The sequence below is a fragment of the Streptomyces sp. NPDC054887 genome (assembly GCF_053610585.1).
Genome location: NZ_JBSGYQ010000092.1, coordinates 1 through 19318 on the forward strand (window position 1 = coordinate 1; position 19318 = coordinate 19318).

The following is a 19318-nucleotide window of genomic DNA, read 5'->3' on the forward strand; positions in this document are numbered from 1 at the left end:
GCGGGAGGGGGGGGGGGCCCGCCCCCCTGGGGGGTGCCCCCCCCCGGCCGGGGAAGCGGTGCGTACCCGCCCGCCCTACTTCTTGCGGCGGCGGCTGCCGCCCTTCTGCGCCTTGCGCCGCTCGGCACGCGTCATGCCGTCCGACTCGGACCGCGCCGGCCCGTCGCCGTTGTCGAAGTCGCCTTCGATGACGCCGCCCTCACCGTCCACGGTGGGCGCGGAGAAGTGCAGCCGGTCGGGCCGCTGCGGGGCGTCGAGCCCCTTCGCCCGGATCTCCGGACGGCCCGCGCCCGCACCCGCGGGCACCGCGTCCTCCTTGCGGAGCGACGGCTTCCCACCGACCGCCTGGTCCGGAACGGCCTGCACCGGAACCTCCTCGACCTGCTGCTCGACCTGGACCTCCAGGTTGAACAGGTAGCCGACGGACTCCTCCTTGATGCCGTCCATCATGGCGTTGAACATGTCGAAGCCCTCGCGCTGGTACTCGACCAGCGGGTCCTTCTGGGCCATCGCGCGCAGGCCGATGCCCTCCTGGAGGTAGTCCATCTCGTAGAGGTGCTCACGCCACTTGCGGTCCAGGACGGACAGCACCACGCGGCGCTCCAGCTCACGCATGATGTCGGAGCCGAGCTGCGCCTCGCGCTGCGCGTACTGCTCGTAGATGTCGTCCTTGATGGACTCGGCGATGAACTCGGCGGTGATGCCCGCGCGGTCGCCCGCCGCCTCCTCCAGCTCCTCGACCGTGACCTTCACCGGGTAGAGCTGCTTGAACGCGCCCCACAGCCGGTCGAGGTCCCACTCCTCGGCGAAGCCCTCGACGGTCTCCGCCTGGATGTACGCGTCGATGGTGTCGTCCATGAAGTGGCGGATCTGCTCCTGGAGGTCCTCGCCCTCCAGGACGCGGCGGCGCTCGCCGTAGATCACCTGGCGCTGCCGGTTGAGCACCTCGTCGTACTTCAGGACGTTCTTGCGCGACTCGAAGTTCTGCTGCTCGACCTGCGACTGCGCGGACGCGATCGCCCGCGTCACCATCTTGTTCTCGATCGGCACGTCGTCGGGGACGTTCGCCATCGACATCACGCGCTCGACCATCGCGGCCTTGAACAGGCGCATCAGGTCGTCGCCCAGCGAGAGGTAGAAGCGGGACTCGCCCGGGTCGCCCTGACGGCCGGAACGACCGCGCAGCTGGTTGTCGATACGCCGCGACTCGTGCCGCTCCGTACCCAGCACGTACAGCCCGCCGAGCGCCTTGACCTCTTCGAACTCGGCCTTGACGGCCTGCTCGGCCCTTTCGAGGGCGGCGGGCAGCGCGGCGGCCCACTCCTCGATGTGCTCCTCCGGGTCGAGGCCGCGCTGGCGCAGCTCCGCCTCGGCGAGGTCGTCCGGGTTGCCGCCGAGCTTGATGTCCGTACCGCGACCCGCCATGTTCGTGGCGACGGTGACGGCGCCCTTGCGGCCGGCCTGGGCGACGATCGACGCCTCACGGTCGTGCTGCTTGGCGTTGAGGACCTCGTGCTGCACGCCGCGCTTGGAGAGCTGCTGCGAGAGGTACTCCGACTTCTCCACGGAGGTCGTGCCGACCAGGATCGGCTGGCCCTTCTCGTGCTTCTCCACGATGTCGTCGACGACGGCGGCGAACTTCGCGACCTCGGTGCGGTAGATCAGGTCGGACTGGTCGGCGCGGACCATCGGCCGGTTCGTCGGGATCGGCACGACGCCCAGCTTGTAGATCTGGTGGAACTCCGCGGCCTCGGTCATGGCCGTACCGGTCATGCCGGAGAGCTTGTCGTACAGGCGGAAGAAGTTCTGCAGGGTGATCGTGGCGAGCGTCTGGTTCTCGTCCTTGATGTCCACCCCTTCCTTCGCCTCGATCGCCTGGTGCATGCCCTCGTTGTAGCGGCGGCCGGCGAGGATACGGCCGGTGTGCTCGTCGACGATCATGACTTCGCCGTCGATGACGACGTAGTCCTTGTCCTTCTTGAACAGTTCCTTGGCCTTGATGGCGTTGTTCAGGTACCCGACGAGCGGCGTGTTCACCGACTCGTAGAGGTTGTCGATGCCCAGCCAGTCCTCGACCTTGGCGACGCCGGCCTCGTGGATGGCGACGGTGCGCTTCTTCTCGTCGACCTCGTAGTCGCCGGTCTCCTCGATGCCCTTGAGCGGGTTGCCCGGCTCGCCCTTCTTCAGGCGGACGACGAGCTTGGCGAAGTCGCCGTACCACTTGGTGGCCTGGTCGGCCGGCCCGGAGATGATCAGCGGCGTACGGGCCTCGTCGACCAGGATCGAGTCGACCTCGTCGACGATCGCGAAGTTGTGGCCGCGCTGGACGAGCTCGTCCTTCGACCACGCCATGTTGTCGCGCAGGTAGTCGAAGCCGAATTCGTTGTTGGTGCCGTACGTGATGTCGCAGGCGTACATCTCACGGCGCTGCGCGGGCGACATGTTGGCGAGAATGCAGCCGACCTCGAGGCCGAGGAACTTGTGCACCCGGCCCATCATCTCGGAGTCGCGCTCCGCCAGGTAGTCGTTCACCGTGATCAGGTGGACGCCCTTGCCGGACAGCGCGTTCAGGTACGCGGGCAGCGTGCCCACCAGGGTCTTGCCCTCACCGGTCTTCATTTCGGCGACATAACCGAGATGCAGGGCGGCGCCACCCATCATCTGGACGTCGTAGTGGCGCTGACCGAGGACACGCTTGGCGGCCTCGCGAACGGTCGCGAAAGCCTCGGGAAGCAGGTCGTCCAGGCTCTCGCCGTCGGTGTACCGCTGCTTGTACTCATCGGTGAGCGCCCGCAACTCGGCGTCGGAGAGGTTGACGAAGTCCTCTTCGATGGAGTTGACCTGGTCCGCGATGCGGTGCAGTTTGCGCAGGATCTTGCCTTCGCCTGCACGCATGAGCTTGTTGAAGACGGACACTGAGGCTGGTCTCCTTGCCGGTCGGGCCTGTGCACTGAGTCATGTAGGGACGCTGGCGCGGGCACGGCAGGTGGTCCCCACCGCATCGGCCATCGTAAGCGAGGACCCCGCCACGCCGGGAGGTCCGCCCGCAGGAAGGCCCACTGTTACCCGCAAAGAGAACGGACAGGGAGCCCGGAAGGTGCCGGGCCATCCCGAAAAGGTCTGGCGCGCCCCGCCCGCCCGGCCGAGAATCAGCCGATGGAGCCCACGATCCTCACCACCGAGCGGCTGCTGCTGCGCCCCTTCGAGCCCGCCGACGCGGAAGCCGTCTTCCAGGCGTGTCAGGACCCCGACATCCAGCGCTGGACGTCGGTCCCCTCGCCGTACGAACGCGAGCACGCGGAGGGCTTCGTCGGCCGGATCGTCCCGGACGGCTGGCGCTACGGCACGGTGTACGCCTTCGCGGTCCTCAGCCGGGACGGCGGCGAACTGGTGGCGGCCGTGTCGTCGATCACGCGCGGCGAGGGGGCGGCGGAGATCGGTTACTGGACGGCCAAGGAGCACCGCGGCCGCGGCTATGTCACGGAGGCGGTGCGGGCCGTCGCCCACTGGGCCTTCACCACGGTGGGCGTCGAACGGCTGGAGTGGCGCGCCGAGATCGGCAACGAAGCCTCGCGCGCGGTGGCCGAGAAGGCGGGTTTCGTCATCGAGGGCGTGCAGCGTTCGGGCATCGCCAACAAGGGCGTCCGCCGCGACGGCTGGTCCGGCGCGCTGCTCCCGTCGGACCTCGGCCTTCCGGCGGCCGGCCCGTACCTGCCCGCGGGGACGGAGCCCCGGCACGCCTGAGCCCCGGCACACGCAAGTCCCGGCACTCCTGAGACCCGGCAGGCGTGATTCCCCGCACGCGTCCGGTACGTCCGGTCGCGGCGGGCCGGCTCCAAGTGCGGCCGCGCGGCGGCGGCGCCACGGCCCGTACGCCCGCCCCCTCGCCCGTCGCGATCCCCGCAGGCCAGGGGCCGTTGTCAGTGCCGGCCCCTAGGCTGCGGCCATGACCAGTTTGCTGCCGACGCCCCTCGCCTCCCTCTCCGCCGACGAAGCCCGCAGGATCGCCCTGCGCGCCCAGGGCTTCCTGGGAGCGCCGGACCGTCGGGCCGGAGTGCGGGGAGTCCTGCGCCACCTGGGAGCGGTGCAGCTCGACACGATCTCCGTACTGGCCCGCTCGCACGAACTGATTCCGTACGCCCGCCTCGGCGCGGTGGGACGCGCGACGGTCGACAGCGCCTACTGGACGGGCGCCCACGCCTTCGAGTACTGGTCGCACGCCGCCTGCATCCTGCCCATGGAGGAGTGGCCGCACTTCGCCTTCCGCCGCCGCGCGTACCGCGACCGCCCGCACTGGCACCACGACCTTCCGGACGGTGCTTACGACGCGGTGATCAAGCAACTGCGCGCCGAAGGCCCGCTGACCGCCACCGACTTGGGCGGCGCGAAGAACAAGGGCGAGTGGTGGGACTGGTCGGAGTCGAAGGTCGCCGTCGAGCGCGCGCTGATGTACGGCGAGGTGGTGTGCGTCGAGCGGCGCGGCTGGAAGCGGGTGTACGACCTGGCCGAGCGCGCCGTTCCGGACGCCGTCTACCACGACGACCTGGACGACACCGAGTGCCTGCGCCGGCTCGTGCGGCTGGCCGGCCGGTCGCTCGGCGTCGGCACGCGCGCCGACATCGCGGACTACCACCGCCTCAAGGGCGAGCAGGTCGACGCCGTGATCGCCGAATCGGGGCTCGTCCCCGTCGAGGTCGAGGGCTGGGCCAAGGCCGCCTGGGCGGATCCCGAGGCCCTGGCGAGCACCCCGCGCGGCCGCCACCGCACGACCCTGCTGTCGCCCTTCGACTCCCTCATCTGGGACCGCCCGCGCACCGAGCGGATCTTCGGCTTCACGCACCGGCTGGAGGCGTACGTCCCCAAGCCCAAGCGGTTGCACGGGTACTTCGCGATGCCGCTGCTCGCGGGCGGCCGGCTGCTCGGCCGCGTCGATCCCGCGCGTGAGGGGCAGACGCTGGTGGCCCGGCAGGTCTCACTGGCGAGCGGCAAGGCGGTGCGGCCGATGGCGGAGGCACTGGTCGAGGCGGCTCAGTGGGTCGGCTGCGCGGACGTACGACTGGAGCGCGTGGACGCACCGGAGCTGCGCGAGGCGCTGACCGCCGAACTGGCCCGGCTCACCTGATCTCGAGGATCTTCTCCCGCATCGCGTAGACCACGGCCTCCATCCTGGAGTGCAGTTGCAGCTTCTCCAGGATGTTGCGGACGTGGTTCTTCACGGTGTTCTCGGAGATGAACAACTCCTTGGCGATGTCACGGTTGTTCATACCGGTCGCGACGAGCTTGAGGACTTCCAGCTCCCGCTCGGTCAGCCGCGGCGCGGGGACGAGCCGGCGCTCGTCGGTGCGCTGGATCATCGACTTGAACTCGGTGAGGAGCTTCGACGCCATCGACGGGCTGATCTGGGACTGGCCGTCGGCCACCGCGCGGATCGCGGTGGCCACCTCGTCCGTGGAGATCTCCTTGAGGAGATAACCGGTGGCACCCGCCTTGATCGCGTCGTAGAGGTCGGCCTCCTCGTCGCTGATCGTCAGCATGATGATCTTCGCGCTGGGAGCCACCTCCTTGATGGAGGTGCACGCCTCGATGCCGCCGCGCTTGGGCATCCGTACATCCATCAGCACGATGTCGGGCAGCAGATCGGCGGCCTTGTCCACGGCCTCCGCGCCGTCCCCGGCCTCTCCGACGACCTGGATGTCCTCCTCCTGTGCGAGGACGATCTCCAGCCCCCGGCGGAACAGGGCGTGGTCGTCGACGACCAGCACCCTGATGGGCTCCTTGCGCGTTCCCCCGGCGTCCGCACCGGGGCCGCCGCCCTCGGCGTCCGCCATGTCGGACTCGTCGTGCACCGGACCGAAGCTGTCCGCCATCGTTCCTCCCCCTGAAGGCCGTGGCCCGAAAATCATGAGCTGCCCCAACCACAGTGTGCAGAGCACCGATTGGCTTGCGACGCCATGATTTCATGCCCGGACGACAAGGCGGTGATCCTGCGGTCGCACGATGGTGCCCCTGGGGGGCGCACAAACGCTCCAGGGGCACCACCACAGTGGGATACGGCACGCTGCCCCGGTCGGTTCAACGTGCCCGGCGAATCACCCGCCGAGTGCACCGCCGGCGCCGCCCGCCTCGGTCTCGGCGAGAGGGTCGGTCGTCAGGCGGATGACACCGTAGTCGTAGGCGTGCCGCCGGTAGACGACACTCGGCTCCTTCGTCTCGGAGTCGACGTAGAGGTAGAAGTCGTGCCCGACCAGTTCCATCTCGTACAGGGCCTGGTCGAGCGACATCGGCGCCGCGACGTGGGTCTTCTCGCGGACCACCAACGGTCCTTCGCCCTGAACCTCGAGCGGTCCGATCCTGGTGGTGGGGATGGTGGGCGGTGCCTCCTCGGCAACGAGCACGCCATTGCCGTTGATGGCCGCGGCGCCGGGCACGGTCGTACCGACCTCGGCCGCCGGAATCCTGCCGTTGCCCCGACGGGTGTGGCGCTTGTCGTGCTGCTTGCGCATGCGCGCCTCGAGCTTGCCCGTGGCGAGGTCCAGTGCCGCGTACGGGTCTCCGGCCGACGCTTCCGCCCGGATGACCGGGCCCCGCGAGCGGAGTGTGATCTCCACACGGTCGGAACGGTCGGCCTGCCGCGGATTGGGCTCCTTGGACACCTCGACGTCCAGGCTGATCACCTTGCCGTCGAGCTTCTGGATCTTCTCCAGGTTCAGCTTCTCGGCCACGTGCTTGCGGAACCTCTCGGGCACCTCGGTCTTGCGGCCCTTGACGACGATGTCCACGCAGAACTCCGTTCCCGGATAGCCCCGCTCAGCGGCGGAGCGTCTCCCTTTCGCACCAGGTTCCGATGAGCACCGGAACCTCGGACTTGGTGACTTTCACCTCCTCCTCCCCAGTCGACAAGATCCCCACCCCATCGACTTCGGGCTGAAGGGAAAACCCGAGCACAGCCGTCCGAATCATTGAGGACCGGGGTCTGCTTTTCCTCACAACCGAACATAGCTCGCTCGGACGCCTGTCGGCACCCGCTACCGGCGCGTACCTCCGATCCGGCGAATTTCCCTCGTCCCTACCTGCAACGATGCGAGTTCCCCGTCAGTTCCGGTTTATTACGAACGACAGCGCGGGAGCGGCGACGACAGCGGCGCTCAGCTGCGCGTACACCGGATTCGGCCATCCTCGGACGGCACTCAGTGCACGGCCGGACTCCGCGAGCGAGGCCCCGGTCGTCATGAGGTCGTCCACCAGTACGGCCCGTCCGCCCTCCAGGAGCCGTGCCGCCCCGCGGACGACCTCCAGGGCCCCGGCCAGGTTCGCCGCCCTCTCGCGGGCGCCCAGGCCCGCCTGGTCGCTCACCGGCCGCCGCTGCCGCAGCGCCGCCAGGGCCCGGGCCGGCACCCCGGCGCGTCGCAGCTCCACCGCCGCGGCCCGGGCGATCCGGAGCGTCGGATCGTGCCCGCGCGCCCGGACCGCCGAGCGCGCGGAGGGCACCGGCACGAGCAGCAGCGGCCCCGCCGGCCCGGTCCCCCCGGCCACCGCGGCCCGCACCGCGCCCGCCAGTGCGCCCCCGAGCGCCCCCGCAAGCCCCAGTGCGCCCCGCTCCTTGTGCGCGAGCACCACCGCCCGCACCGCGTCCTCGTACGGAGCGGCCGCGTGGACCACGGGCAGACCGGGCGGTTCCGGCCACGGGCGCACCCGGCGCGCCCCGGCTCCGTACAACGCCTGCCCGCACGCGTCGCACAGCAGCGTGCGCGGCCTGCCGCAGCCGCCGCAGCCGACGGGCAGCACCAGGCCCGCCACGTCCCGCCCCGTCTCCCGCCACCGTCCGCGCACGTCATCCACTGTGGCCGCCCGCGCCGGCGGCAACCACCCCTGTGGACAACTCGGTTGCCGGTGCCCAGCCGGGCACCAGGGACGGCGGCTACCCGGGGTAGACCGGTGACGAACCCTTGCTGACCACGGTCTTCCAGTTCGCACCCGGCGGCAGCCGCACGATGCCGTCCTCCAGCGAGTGCGCCAGCAGGGGCAGCCGGTCGTCGTCCGCCGAGGCGACGGCCGTCACCCGGTTCGCGCCCGGCACCGACTGGGCGTCGGACGTCGAACCATCAGTCTGGAGATACCGCAACTGCTGCACTCCACCGGACTCCCTGCCGACCACCACGAGGCGGCTGCGCCCGGCCCAGGACACGGCCGTCACCTCTTCCATCTGCGGCGCGATGGGCCGCAGATCGGCGACGGAAACCTCCGGCTCGTCCTGCGGCCCGTGCCGCTCGATCCGGCCGAGCTTCAGCGTCGTACGCCCGTTCTCGGTCACCAGCAGCGCGATCCGCACACCGTCCGCCGACACCTTGAGCGCCTCGATGCGGGCCCCGTCGAGCCCGTCGACGACCTTGACCTCCTGCGGCTCGCCCACGCCGTCCGCCAGTCGCAGCAGCCGAGGCCGGCGCGGGTCGCGGTCCGCCACCCACAGGTCGCCCCGGCCGTCCCAGCTCGGCGCCGACAGCCGGTCCTTCTGCTGCTTGGCGCCGCTGGTCACGGCCGGCTCCCGCGGTTCGCCGTCCGAGACGACGGACGCCACGTACAGCGCCCCCCCGTCCTGCGACACCCCCGCCGCCTGCCGCTCGTGGCGCGCCACCGCCACAGTGCTCAGGCGCCGCTCGCCGCTGCCGAGCGGCCCGGGCACGGGCTCGGCCTCCTCGTCGTCACCGGTGTTCTCGGTGCTCCCCACCATCCGTACGAGACGCTGCTTCGTGTCGAGGAAGTACTGGTAGTCCGGGTTCCCGGAGGCGCGTTCCGGAGCGAAGTCCTCCGCCTGGTCGCCGCCGAGGACGCACAGCGTCGATCCGTCCGACCGCTGGAGCTCCACCTGCCCGATCCGGTACGACGTCAGGTCGCGCAGGGTGAAGAGAAGTTGCGCGGCCATCTCCCTGCACCGCTTCTGCCCGACGTTGGACGCCTTGTCGTTGAGCGGCACCTTGAGCGCGTTGCGGTCGTCGAAGGCCAGGGACTTCTCGCCGTCCTCCAGCTTCAGCGCCGTACCCGTCGGGAAGCTCGAACCCACCACCGGTTTGAGCCAGTTGGTGGGGCCGCTCAGCAGCGCCTCGACCGTCTGCGTCACCTGGTCCATCTGGGTCTGCGGGTCCATGCGCTTGCGCACGTACACCGGGTCTGCGACCAGCCACGGATGGGTGCCGGCCCGCTCCGAGGATGTGCCGGAAGCGAAGTAGTACTTGTTGACGGAGTGATAGATGCGCTCGAAGTCCGACTCGCCGAGCACCAGGCCCTGCGGCAGCCCGTCGATGCGCCATTCCTTGCCGTCGGGGCCGTCCTGCCTGCTGAGATAGAGCGTCTCGTGATACGAGCCGTTGACCGGCCGGTACGCGCGCTGCCCGTTGACCTCGGCGATCTTCTTGCCGGTCAGCGCGTACGTGTAGGCCCCGCCCTCGCGGTCGTTGGCCCGCTGGTCCTGCGGCACCGGGCCGTCGTCCAGCACGGTGACCTGGGTGGGGTTCCAGTTCTTGGACGCCTTCTTCGTCAGGTACTTGCGAGCCGTGGCGAACTGGGGGTCGTCGCCCGTCATCGCCTCCAGGAAGCCCTCGACGATCTCGTTGGGCTGCGCCCCCTTCCGCGGCGCCATCCCGTACACCCGCACCTGCGAGTCGCCGCGCGGGGACGCCTCGACGGCCTCCACGTCGCCGCTGTCCGGCATGGACGCGCAGCCCGCCAGCAGGAGACCGGCACATCCCAGCAGCACTGTCGTCCGCGGCACCCGCCACCGGCCGCCGCGCCTTCGCTCAGTGCCCACGCGTGCTGTCCTTCCGCTCCGCCTGCGATGAACCGTCACTGTCGCCCGCCGAGCGCGCCACCACCCGGGCTCCGCTGCCCGGCAGCGCCGTCGGGTCCGCCGACGGCGCCGCGCGGGGCGGCACCGGCAGCGGCGACCGGTCGGCCCCGGGCTGGGCGGGCACCGTCGCGAGACGGTTCGCACCGCCGCCGGGGCCGGTCCCCATGACCCGGCTGTCGGCCTCCGCGCGCTCGCGCGCGCGCCGCGAATCCTCGGGCTCCAGCGGGATGGGCGAACCGCGGAGCGACTCGTCCGCCGTACGCGGCAGGGTCAGCCGGAATTGCGACCCGCCGCCCGGCTCCCCCCACGCCTGCAGCCAGCCACCGTGCAGACGGGCGTCCTCCACGGCGATGGACAGGCCGAGGCCCGTACCGCCGGTGGTCCGCGCGCGCGCCGGATCGGCCCGCCAGAAGCGGTTGAACACCCGGGTCGCCTCGCCCGGCTTGAGTCCCACGCCGTAGTCCCGCACCGCCACGGCGACAGCGCCGCCCGCGGCTCCCAGCCGGACCACTACGTCCCGGCCCTCACCGTGCTCCACGGCGTTGACCACGAGATTGCGCAGCACCCGCTCCACCCGCCGGGCGTCGGCCTCGGCGACCACGGGCTGCTCGTCACCGGTCACCCGTATCCGGGTGCCCTTGCGCTCGGCCAGCGGCTCGGCGCCCTCGATGACCCGGCGTACGACCTCACGCAGATCTATCGGCTCCGCTTCCAGGGCCGCCGCCCCCGCGTCGAACCTGCTGATCTCCAGCAGGTCGGCGAGCAGCGACTCGAACCGGTCCAGCTGCCCGGCGAGCAGCTCGGCGGACCGCGCCGTCACCGGGTCGAAGTCGGCACGCGCCTCATGGATGACGTCGGCGGCCATCCGTACGGTCGTCAGCGGCGTCCGCAGCTCGTGCGAGACGTCGGACACGAAGCGGCGCTGGAGCCGGGACAGCTCTTCCAGCTGCTGGATCTTGACCTGGAGGTTCTGCGCCATCTTGTTGAAGGCTTCGCCCAGACGCGCGATGTCGTCCTCGCCGGTGACCTTCATCCGCTCCTGGAGCCGGCCGGCGGACAGCCGCTCGGCGACCCCTGCGGCCATGCGCACCGGCGTGACGACCTGCCGTACGACGAGCCACGCGATGCCGCCGAACAGGACGACGACGAACACCCCCGCCGTGGCGAGCGTGGTCTTCACCAGGCTGAGCGACTCCTCCTCCTGCGTGAGCGGGAAGAGGTAGTACAGCTGGTAGGGCTGGCCGCTGTTGTCGTTCAGCTGCTTGCCGATCACCAGACCCGGCTCGGGTTCCTGATCGTCCGTGTACGTGATCCGGACGAAAGCCTTGTACGCCTTGCCCGTCCCCCGGTCGATCTCGTCCCGCAGCTCCTGCGGAACGCTCGCGCTCTGGTTCACGCCGCCCGAAGCGCGCGGCCCGCGGTTGCTCGCACTCTCGTCGTCCGAGTCGGCGCTCAGCGCCACGACGTGGAACGCCTGCCTGCCGCCACTGGCGAGCTGCTCCACGAGCTCGGTCCTCCAGTTGGTGGAGTTCCGCGTGGCGGCCCTCGCCTCCGCGCTGTCACTGGCACCCGATCCCGCGACCGTACGGGCCTTCTCCTCCGCGACGTCGAACCCGCCGGCCGCCTGGCTCTGCGCGGCCTCCTGCTTGGCGTCGAGCAGGCCGTTGCGGACCTGCCACATCACGACGAACCCGAGCAGCAGCACCACGCCGAGCGACATCAGCAGCGAACCGACGACCACCCTGAGCTGGATGTTCCGCCGCCACAGCCGCAACGACGGCAGGAGCGGCCGGCGGACCCAGCGCGAGAAGAGCCGCAGGGCGGGGCCGCCCTGCAGAAACCGTCCGGCCCGGGACATCTTTGGCCGTGGACCGACAGCCCGCCCCGTACGGACTCCCGGGCCCCCGGGCATCGGAGCAGCGCTGCTTCGGTTCATGTCAGCTCGGTCCCGCCTTGTAGCCGACACCGCGCACGGTCACGACGATCTCCGGCCGCTCGGGGTCCTTCTCGACCTTGGAGCGCAGCCGCTGGACATGGACATTGACCAGACGGGTGTCCGCGGCGTGGCGGTAGCCCCACACCTGCTCCAGCAGCACCTCGCGGGTGAACACCTGCCAGGGCTTACGGGCGAGCGCGACCAGCAGGTCGAACTCGAGCGGGGTCAGGGCGATCGACTGCCCGTCCCGCTTCACGGAATGACCGGCCACGTCGATGACCAGGTCCCCGATTGCCAGCTGTTCCGGCGCCGGCTCCTCCGACCTCCTCAGTCGCGCCCTGATACGGGCGACGAGCTCCTTGGGCTTGAACGGCTTGACGATGTAGTCGTCGGCGCCCGACTCCAGCCCCACCACCACATCTACGGTGTCGCTCTTGGCGGTGAGCATGACGATCGGCACTCCGGACTCGGCCCGGATCAGCCGGCAGACTTCGATGCCGTCCCGTCCGGGCAGCATGAGATCCAGCAGCACCAGGTCAGGCTTGGCCTCCCTGAATGCGGCCAGTGCCTTGTCGCCATCCGCTACAAAAGACGGCTCAAAACCTTCACCACGCAGCACAATGCCGAGCATCTCGGCCAGTGCGGTGTCGTCGTCGACGACAAGGACGCGTCCCTTCATAAACGACATCATCCCATTAGCTAATCGTTACCTGGCGTGACCTGGCACACAGGTCCGCCAGCGCGGCCCCCGTGACCGGGGAAATTGCACCCTGCTCCGTGACGATCGCGGTCACCAGTTCTGGCGGCGTCACGTCGAAGGCCGGGTTGTACGCCTGTGTCCCCAGCGGAGCCACAGGCAGCCCGGCCCCCATCCCGGCATCAGATCCAGCCACCGGGATCAACGGCACCGTGAACTCTGTCACCTCCTGCCCGGACCGCTGCTCCACCTCGATGGAAGCGCCGTCCGGGGTACCGAGATCGATCGTGGTCACCGGCGCGACCACGATGAACGGCACGTGGTGATACCTGGCCAGCACCGCGAGCGGATAGCTCCCCACCTTGTTCGCCACCGAACCGTCGGCCGCGATCCGGTCCGCCCCGATGAGCACGGCGTCCACCTCACCGGCCGCGAAGAGCGAACCCGCGGCATTGTCCGTGAGCAAGGTGTACGCCATGCCGTGCCGCGCCGCCTCGTAGGTCGTCAGCCTGGCCCCCTGCAACAGCGGGCGCGTCTCGTCGACCCACAGCCGCCGCAGCCCGCCCTTGCGGTGCGCGGCCAGCGCCACGGCGAACGCCGTGCCCTCGCCGCCCGAGACCAGGGCCCCGGTGTTGCAATGCGTGAGGATGCGGTGCCCGCCTCCCGGCACGAGCTCCTCCAGGAGGGCGAGCCCGTGCTGCGCCATCCGCGCGCTCGCAGCGGCGTCGGCCCGGTGCAGCTCCCGAGCCGCGGCCAGCGCCGACTTCGCCGCCCCCTCGGCCCCGGCGCCCTTCTCCACCGCCGCCCGGTACGCCGCTGCCGCGTGCCGCACCCCGTGCCCGAGGTTCACAGCGGTGGGCCTCGCCCGCTCCAGCAGCCCCACGGCCTCGTCCACGTCGTACCCGCGCGCGGCGGCCAGCGCCACGCCGTAGGCCCCGGCCAGCCCGAGCACCGGAGCACCGCGGACCGCCAGCGTCTGGATCGCCCCCACCAGGGCAGGCACGTCCGTACAGACCAGCTCGACCTCCTCGGCGGGGAGCCGCGTCTGGTCGAGCAGCACCAGCACGGGACCCTCGGGCGGCTCCTCCCAGCGCAGCGTAGGGAGCGCGGGCGGCTCGGCGCCCGCGGGGAATTGCGCGTCCTGATCAGCCATCCGCCCAGTCTGCCCGCTGAGGCACCGACAATTGAAGGTGCCAAGGACATACGGGGCCCGGTCCATCGACGGGCACCCCATGACACGATGGCTGCCAACCTGCCGCCGCGCCCGCGGACGGGCACCGTGAAGGAGCGACAATGAACGAGTCTCCGGGCTGGGCCTCGCCCGGATCCGCCCCCTCCGACGGCGACAAGCCGGGCGTGCCCCGGCCGGCCGAGCCCACCGACCAGAGCGATGCCGCGTCGAAGTGGTCCAAGGAGCAGCCGCCGGCCGCCCAGTGGTCCGCCCCCAGCGGCCAGGGCGCCCCGTCGGGCCCCCCGCAGCAGCCTTCCCCGAACTGGGGCGGCAAGCCCCAGGGCGGCGGCTGGGGCGGCCCTCCGCCGGCCGCCAAGCCCGGCGTGATCCCGCTGCGCCCGCTCGGCGTCGGCGAGATCCTCGACGGAGCCGTGTCGACCCTGCGTGCCCACTGGCGCACCGTCCTCGGCATCACGGTCACCGTCGCGGTGATCACCCAGATCTGCGACATCCTGATCCAGCGCTACCTGATGCCCGCACCGCCCGAGCTCGACCCGAACGCCACGCCGTCCGAGGCCCTCAGCCAATCCGTCGACGCCATGCAGAACAGCCTGCTCAACCTGGCGCCCACGTTCGCGATCACGCTCATCGCCACGCTCTTCACCACGGCGCTCCTGACCATGGTGATCAGCCGCTCCGTACTCGGCCGCCAGGTCACGCTCGCCGACGCCTGGCGCGAGGCGAAGCCGCAGCTGCCGCGCCTCCTCGGCCTGACCCTGCTGCTCCCCCTCGTGGCCGCCGCCATCATGACGGTCGGCATCCTGCCCGGCCTTCTGCTGGGCGGCCCGGCGGGCGTCGCTCTCTCCCTGGCCGTCGGTCTCCCGGCCACCGTCGTCGTCGTGTGGCTCATGGTCCGGTTCAGCCTCGCCTCCCCTGCGCTGATGCTGGAGCGGCAGAGCGTCATGAAGTCCCTGAGCCGCTCGGCCAAGCTGGTCAGCGGCGCCTGGTGGCGAATCTTCGGCATCCTGCTGCTCACCATCGTGCTGACGTTCATCGTGTCGATGATCATCGCCGTGCCGTTCGGACTCATGGCCTATGCCGCCGACGACGGCCTCGGCAGCCTGCTCTCCGGCGAGACGCCCGAGTTCGGCTGGCCCTTCCTGATCATCACCGGCATCGGCGCGGTGATCGCCGCCTCGATCACCTATCCGATCTCCGCGGGCGTGAACGTGCTGCTCTACATCGACCAGCGCATCCGCCGTGAGGCGCTCGACCTCGAACTGGCCCGCGCCGCGGGCATCCCGGGCTACGGCCCCGAGCAGTCCACCGACACCGCCTCCGGGAGCTGATGCGGTGTCCACAGCGGGGGGCAGGACAGCAGCGGGCCTGCGGGCGCGCACCAGCGACGACGTACCGGTGGACATCCCGCGCACCCCGGCCCGCGAGGCCGCGGAGCGCGAACTGTCCAAACCGATGTACCACGAGAACGACCCGAGCTTCCTCGAACGCGCCATGGACCGCTTCTGGGAGTGGGTCGACGACCTGTTCAGCGCGGCTTCCGCGGCCACGCCCGGCGGTGCGGTCGGCCTGGTGGTCGTCGTCGCGCTCGTCCTGCTCCTCGCCGTCGCCCTGTGGCTGCGGCTCGGCACCCCACAGCGCGCCCCGGCATCAGCGGGCACGCTGTTCGACGAGGGCCCGCGCAGCGCGGCCGACCACCGCACCGCCGCCGAAGCACACGCCGCCGCGCACCGCTGGAACGAAGCCGTCCAGGAACGGATGCGAGCCGTCGTCCGCTCCCTGGAGGAACGCGCCCTCCTTGACCCGCGCCCCGGCCGCACCGCGGACGAGGCCGCCGCGGAGGCCGGGCAGTCCCTTCCCTCCCACGCCGGCCGACTGCGTGCCGCCGCTCGCGAGTTCGACGACGTCACATACGGCGGCCGCACCGCCGACGACCAGGCGTACCGGCGCCTGAGCGCTCTCGACTCCGACGTGGAACGTACGAAGCCACTGCTCAGCGGCGCGTCCCGGGGAGCCGCCGAATGACCGGAGCTCCGACCCGCTCCACCTCGGCCTCCCCCACCGCCCGTCAGGTCTGGACGCGCGCCCGCGGCCTCCTGCTGGGCCTGGTCGCCGTACTGGCCGCAGGTATCGCCATCGCCGCCGTACGCTCCGGCGACCAGCACGGCCGGCTCGACCCCCGCTCCGCGGACCCCTCGGGCAGCCGCGCCGTGGCCGAACTGCTCAAGGACAGGGGCGTCAGCACACGCGTGGTCACGACCCTCGCCGAGGCGACGGACGCCACCACTGACGACAGCACCCTGCTGGTGACCAACCCCGACCTCCTGACGGGCCGGCAGCAGGACCAACTGCGCACAGCCATGCGGATATCCGGGTCCCGCACGGTACTCGTCGCTCCCGGCACCCCGTCCACCCCGAGCCTCGTCCCCGGGGTACGCACCGGGAAGCGCACCCCCGTGTCGCCCCGCTCCCCGCAGTGCTCGCTGCCCGCCGCAGTCCGCGCCGGCGACGCCGACACCGGCGGCATCCGCTACAGCACCGAAGCCACCGACGCGGACACCTGCTACCTCAGCGAAGGCCTCGCCACCGTCCTGCGCGTACCGCATCCAGGCGGCGACACCGTCCTCCTGGGAGCGCCGGACATCCTCTACAACGACCGTCTCGACGACCAGGGCAACGCCTCGCTCGCCCTGCAACTCCTCGGTTCCCGGCCTCATCTCGTCTGGTACCTCCCCTCGCTGGATGACGCCTCCGCCGCCGACGGCGGCAAAAGCAGCTTCTACGACCTGGTCCCTCCCGGCTGGCTCTGGGCCACACTCCAACTCGCCCTGGCCGCCGTACTCGCCGCCGTCTGGCGCGCCCGCAGGCTCGGCCCCCTGGTCACCGAACGCCTGCCCGTAGTCGTCCGCGCCTCCGAGACCACTGAGGGCCGGGCCCGCCTCTACCGCAGAGCCAACGCCCGCGACCGCGCGGCCGAGGCCCTGCGCTCGGCGACCCGCACCCGTCTCGCCCTCCTCCTCGGCGTGCCCGCCTCTTTGGCCCACGCCCCCGATGCGCTCATCCCGGCCGCCTCGTCCCACCTGCCGACGACCGGCCGGGACCTCCCGGCCCTCCTCTTCGGCCCCGCACCCTCCAGCGACGCCGGCCTCATTCGCCTGGCAGACGAACTCGACGCCCTCGAAAGAGAGGTACGCGCTTCATGAGCGCCCAGCCCGCAGAGACCCCTGACAGCGCCCGAGCCTCCCTCGAAGCCCTGCGCACCGAGATCGCCAAGGCAGTGGTCGGCCAGGACCCCGCCGTCACCGGACTCGTCGTAGCCCTGCTCTGCCGAGGCCACGTCCTGCTCGAAGGAGTCCCGGGAGTGGCCAAGACGCTTCTGGTCCGCGCGCTCGCGGCCTCTCTCGAACTGGACACCAAGCGCGTCCAGTTCACCCCTGACCTGATGCCCAGCGACGTCACCGGCTCGTTGGTCTACGACGCCCGTACTGCGGAGTTCTCCTTCCAGCCCGGCCCGGTCTTCACCAACCTGCTGCTCGCGGACGAGATCAACCGCACTCCCCCCAAGACCCAGGCCTCCCTCCTGGAAGCGATGGAGGAGCGTCAGGTCACCGTCGACGGCACGCCCCGCCCTCTGCCCGACCCCTTCCTGGTCGCAGCCACCCAGAACCCCGTGGAGTACGAGGGGACTTACCCCCTCCCCGAAGCCCAGCTGGACCGCTTCCTGCTCAAGCTCACGGTCCCGCTCCCGTCCCGCGAGGACGAGATCGGCGTTCTGACCCGCCACGCGGAAGGCTTCGACCCCCGCGACCTGCACGCGGCCGGCCTACGCCCGGCCGCCGGTCCCGCCGACCTGGAAGCAGCCCGCGCCGCGGTGGCCAAGACCGCGGTCTCCACCGAGATCACCGGTTACGTCGTCGATATCTGCCGTGCCACTCGAGAATCCCCCTCGCTCACTCTCGGCGTCTCACCGCGAGGCGCCACCGCCCTGCTCTCCACCGCCCGCGCCTGGGCCTGGCTCACCGGCAGGGACTACGTCATCCCCGACGATGTGAAAGCCCTGGCCCTTCCCACCCTGCGCCATCGGATCCAGCTCCGGCCCGAGGCAGAGATGGAAGGAGTCACCGCGGACTCCGTCATCACCGCGATCCTCGCCCACGTCCCCGTGCCTCGCTGAGGCGCCGACGATGGCTCTTACCGGACGCACCGCACTCCTCGCCGCCCTCGGCGCGATCCCCATCGGCGTCCTCGCGCCGAACTGGTCCGGGGTCCTCGCCGTGAACGCCCCCCTCACACTCGCAATTGTGTGCGACTACGCACTGGCCGCACCAGTGCGAAAGCTCCGTTTCACCCGAAGTGGTGACACGTCAGTTCGACTGGCTGACGATGCCAGAATCGAGCTGACCGTCACCAATCCCTCGGGCCGCCCCCTCCGCGGCCGGCTCCGCGACGCCTGGCCGCCCAGCAGCTGGGAGCCCCGCACCGAGCAGGCAGCCTCCCGCCACGAGGTACGCGTCCCGCCGGGAGAACGCCGTCGACTGACCACAGCCCTGCGCCCCACTCGCCGCGGCGACCACCAGCCGGACCGCATCACCGTCCGCTCGTACGGCCCGCTCGGTCTGGCAGCCCGCCAGGGCAGCCACCAGGTCCCCTGGACGGTCCGTGTCCTCCCGCCTTTCAACAGCAGGAAGCACCTCCCGTCGAAACTGGCTCGCCTACGCGAACTCGACGGCCGCACCAGCGTCCTGACCCGGGGCGAAGGCACGGAGTTCGACAGCCTCCGCGACTACGTTCCCGGCGACGACACCCGCTCCATCGACTGGCGCGCGACAGCACGCCAGAACTCAGTCGCCGTACGTACCTGGCGCCCCGAACGGGACCGCCGCATCCTGATCGTCCTCGACACCGGCCGCACCTCGGCCGGCCGTGTCGGCGACGTACCGCGCCTGGACGCCTCCATGGACGCGGCCCTGCTCCTGGCCGCTCTGGCCTCCCGTGCCGGCGACCGCGTGGACCTCCTGGCGTACGACCGACGCACCCGCGCCCAGGTACAGGGCCGCACCGGAGCGGACGTCCTGGCGGCTCTGGTCAACGCCATGGCACCTCTCGAACCCACACTGGTGGAAACCGACGCCCGAGGCCTGAGCGCAACGGCCCTGGCCAACGCACCCCGCGGTTCCTTGATCGTGCTGCTCACCGGCCTGGACGTCGCCCCCGTCGAAGAGGGCATGCTCCCCGTACTCCCCCAGCTCACTCGGCGCCATACCGTCGTGGTGGCCTCGGTGTCCGACCCTCGTGTCGAGCACATGGCGACGGGTCGCGGCACAGTGGACGCGGTGTACGAAGCCGCCGCCGGCACCCAGGCCAAGGAACAGCGCCGCCGCACAGCGGAGAAACTCACCCGCCACAGCGTCACAGTCGTAGACGCCACCCCTGAGGACCTGGCCCCCGCACTGGCTGACGCATACCTCTCGCTGAAAGCGGCAGGCCGCCTGTAGCAAGGAGAAGGGAAGAGGGCTCGCCTGCCGCAGCAGGCCCATAGGCGGGCTGCATGGCTCCTCCGGCCCTGGAACGCAGAAAAGCCCCGCACCATGAATGGTGCGGGGCTTTCCCACAATGATTGTTCGGCGGCGTCCTACTCTCCCACAGGGTCCCCCC

15 protein-coding genes are annotated in these 19318 nt (G+C 70.9%); 7 read left to right on the forward strand and 8 right to left on the reverse strand.

Annotated elements, in window-relative coordinates; all coding sequences use genetic code 11:
* Window positions 1-75: 75 nt before the first annotated feature.
* Window positions 76-2916: a preprotein translocase subunit SecA gene (secA, locus tag ACWGH0_RS32060; RefSeq protein WP_453407788.1), complete on the reverse strand. Its 2841-nt coding sequence runs from the start codon at window positions 2914-2916 to the stop codon at window positions 76-78.
* Between the two features lie 240 nt (window positions 2917-3156).
* On the opposite strand from secA, the gene ACWGH0_RS32065 reads away from it, so the two are divergent.
* Window positions 3157-3744, forward strand: a complete 588-nt coding sequence (locus ACWGH0_RS32065) for a GNAT family N-acetyltransferase (protein ID WP_453407789.1) — start codon at window positions 3157-3159, stop codon at window positions 3742-3744.
* Window positions 3745-3946: 202 nt separating this feature from the next.
* The gene (locus tag ACWGH0_RS32070) at window positions 3947-5122 is read left to right on the forward strand and encodes a winged helix-turn-helix domain-containing protein (RefSeq protein WP_453407790.1); all 1176 of its coding nucleotides are present in this window, start codon (window positions 3947-3949) and stop codon (window positions 5120-5122) included.
* Here ACWGH0_RS32070 and ACWGH0_RS32075 read toward each other — a convergent pair.
* The 7 genes from ACWGH0_RS32075 to mtnA all read right to left on the reverse strand — a co-directional run bounded on the left by ACWGH0_RS32075 (window position 5115) and on the right by mtnA (window position 13627).
* A complete protein-coding gene (locus ACWGH0_RS32075) occupies window positions 5115-5867 on the reverse strand; it encodes a response regulator (protein WP_453407791.1) in 753 nt (250 codons plus the stop codon). The two genes, ACWGH0_RS32070 and ACWGH0_RS32075, sit on opposite strands and share 8 nt — an antisense overlap.
* A 222-nt stretch (window positions 5868-6089) precedes the next feature.
* Window positions 6090-6779 carry a ribosome hibernation-promoting factor, HPF/YfiA family gene (hpf, locus tag ACWGH0_RS32080; protein ID WP_453407792.1) on the reverse strand — a complete coding sequence of 230 codons (690 nt, stop codon included), beginning with the start codon at window positions 6777-6779 and terminating at the stop codon, window positions 6090-6092.
* Between the two features lie 313 nt (window positions 6780-7092).
* Window positions 7093-7830 carry a ComF family protein gene (locus tag ACWGH0_RS32085; RefSeq protein WP_453407793.1) on the reverse strand — a complete coding sequence of 246 codons (738 nt, stop codon included), beginning with the start codon at window positions 7828-7830 and terminating at the stop codon, window positions 7093-7095.
* 88 nt (window positions 7831-7918) lie between these two features.
* The gene (locus ACWGH0_RS32090) at window positions 7919-9802 is read right to left on the reverse strand and encodes an LpqB family beta-propeller domain-containing protein (protein ID WP_453407794.1); all 1884 of its coding nucleotides are present in this window, start codon (window positions 9800-9802) and stop codon (window positions 7919-7921) included.
* Window positions 9792-11777: an MtrAB system histidine kinase MtrB gene (mtrB, locus tag ACWGH0_RS32095; protein ID WP_453407795.1), complete on the reverse strand. Its 1986-nt coding sequence runs from the start codon at window positions 11775-11777 to the stop codon at window positions 9792-9794. Before mtrB ends, ACWGH0_RS32090 begins: the two co-directional genes overlap by 11 nt.
* Window position 11778: 1 nt before the next feature.
* Window positions 11779-12468: a two-component system response regulator MtrA gene (gene mtrA, locus ACWGH0_RS32100; protein ID WP_187283109.1), complete on the reverse strand. Its 690-nt coding sequence runs from the start codon at window positions 12466-12468 to the stop codon at window positions 11779-11781.
* Window positions 12469-12472: 4 nt separating this feature from the next.
* Window positions 12473-13627: an S-methyl-5-thioribose-1-phosphate isomerase gene (mtnA, locus tag ACWGH0_RS32105; RefSeq protein ID WP_453407796.1), complete on the reverse strand. Its 1155-nt coding sequence runs from the start codon at window positions 13625-13627 to the stop codon at window positions 12473-12475.
* A 140-nt stretch (window positions 13628-13767) separates the two neighbouring features.
* Between mtnA and ACWGH0_RS32110 the strand changes: the two genes are divergently transcribed.
* From ACWGH0_RS32110 to ACWGH0_RS32130, 5 genes are read left to right on the forward strand one after another with little or no spacing between them, the layout of a single operon-like run.
* On the forward strand, window positions 13768-14994 hold the full coding sequence (locus tag ACWGH0_RS32110; protein ID WP_453407797.1) for a DUF7544 domain-containing protein: 1227 nt from the start codon (window positions 13768-13770) through the stop codon (window positions 14992-14994).
* Window positions 14995-14998: 4 nt separating this feature from the next.
* Window positions 14999-15688: a DUF4129 domain-containing protein gene (locus ACWGH0_RS32115; RefSeq protein ID WP_453407798.1), complete on the forward strand. Its 690-nt coding sequence runs from the start codon at window positions 14999-15001 to the stop codon at window positions 15686-15688.
* On the forward strand, window positions 15685-16866 hold the full coding sequence (locus tag ACWGH0_RS32120; protein WP_453407799.1) for a DUF4350 domain-containing protein: 1182 nt from the start codon (window positions 15685-15687) through the stop codon (window positions 16864-16866). The genes ACWGH0_RS32115 and ACWGH0_RS32120 overlap by 4 nt, the downstream gene beginning before the upstream one ends.
* Complete coding sequence (locus ACWGH0_RS32125) at window positions 16863-17837, forward strand: AAA family ATPase (protein ID WP_453407800.1); 975 nt, start codon at window positions 16863-16865, stop codon at window positions 17835-17837. Before ACWGH0_RS32120 ends, ACWGH0_RS32125 begins: the two co-directional genes overlap by 4 nt.
* Before the next feature lie 10 nt (window positions 17838-17847).
* On the forward strand, window positions 17848-19158 hold the full coding sequence (locus ACWGH0_RS32130; protein ID WP_453407801.1) for a DUF58 domain-containing protein: 1311 nt from the start codon (window positions 17848-17850) through the stop codon (window positions 19156-19158).
* The last annotated feature ends 160 nt before the right edge of the window (window positions 19159-19318 follow it).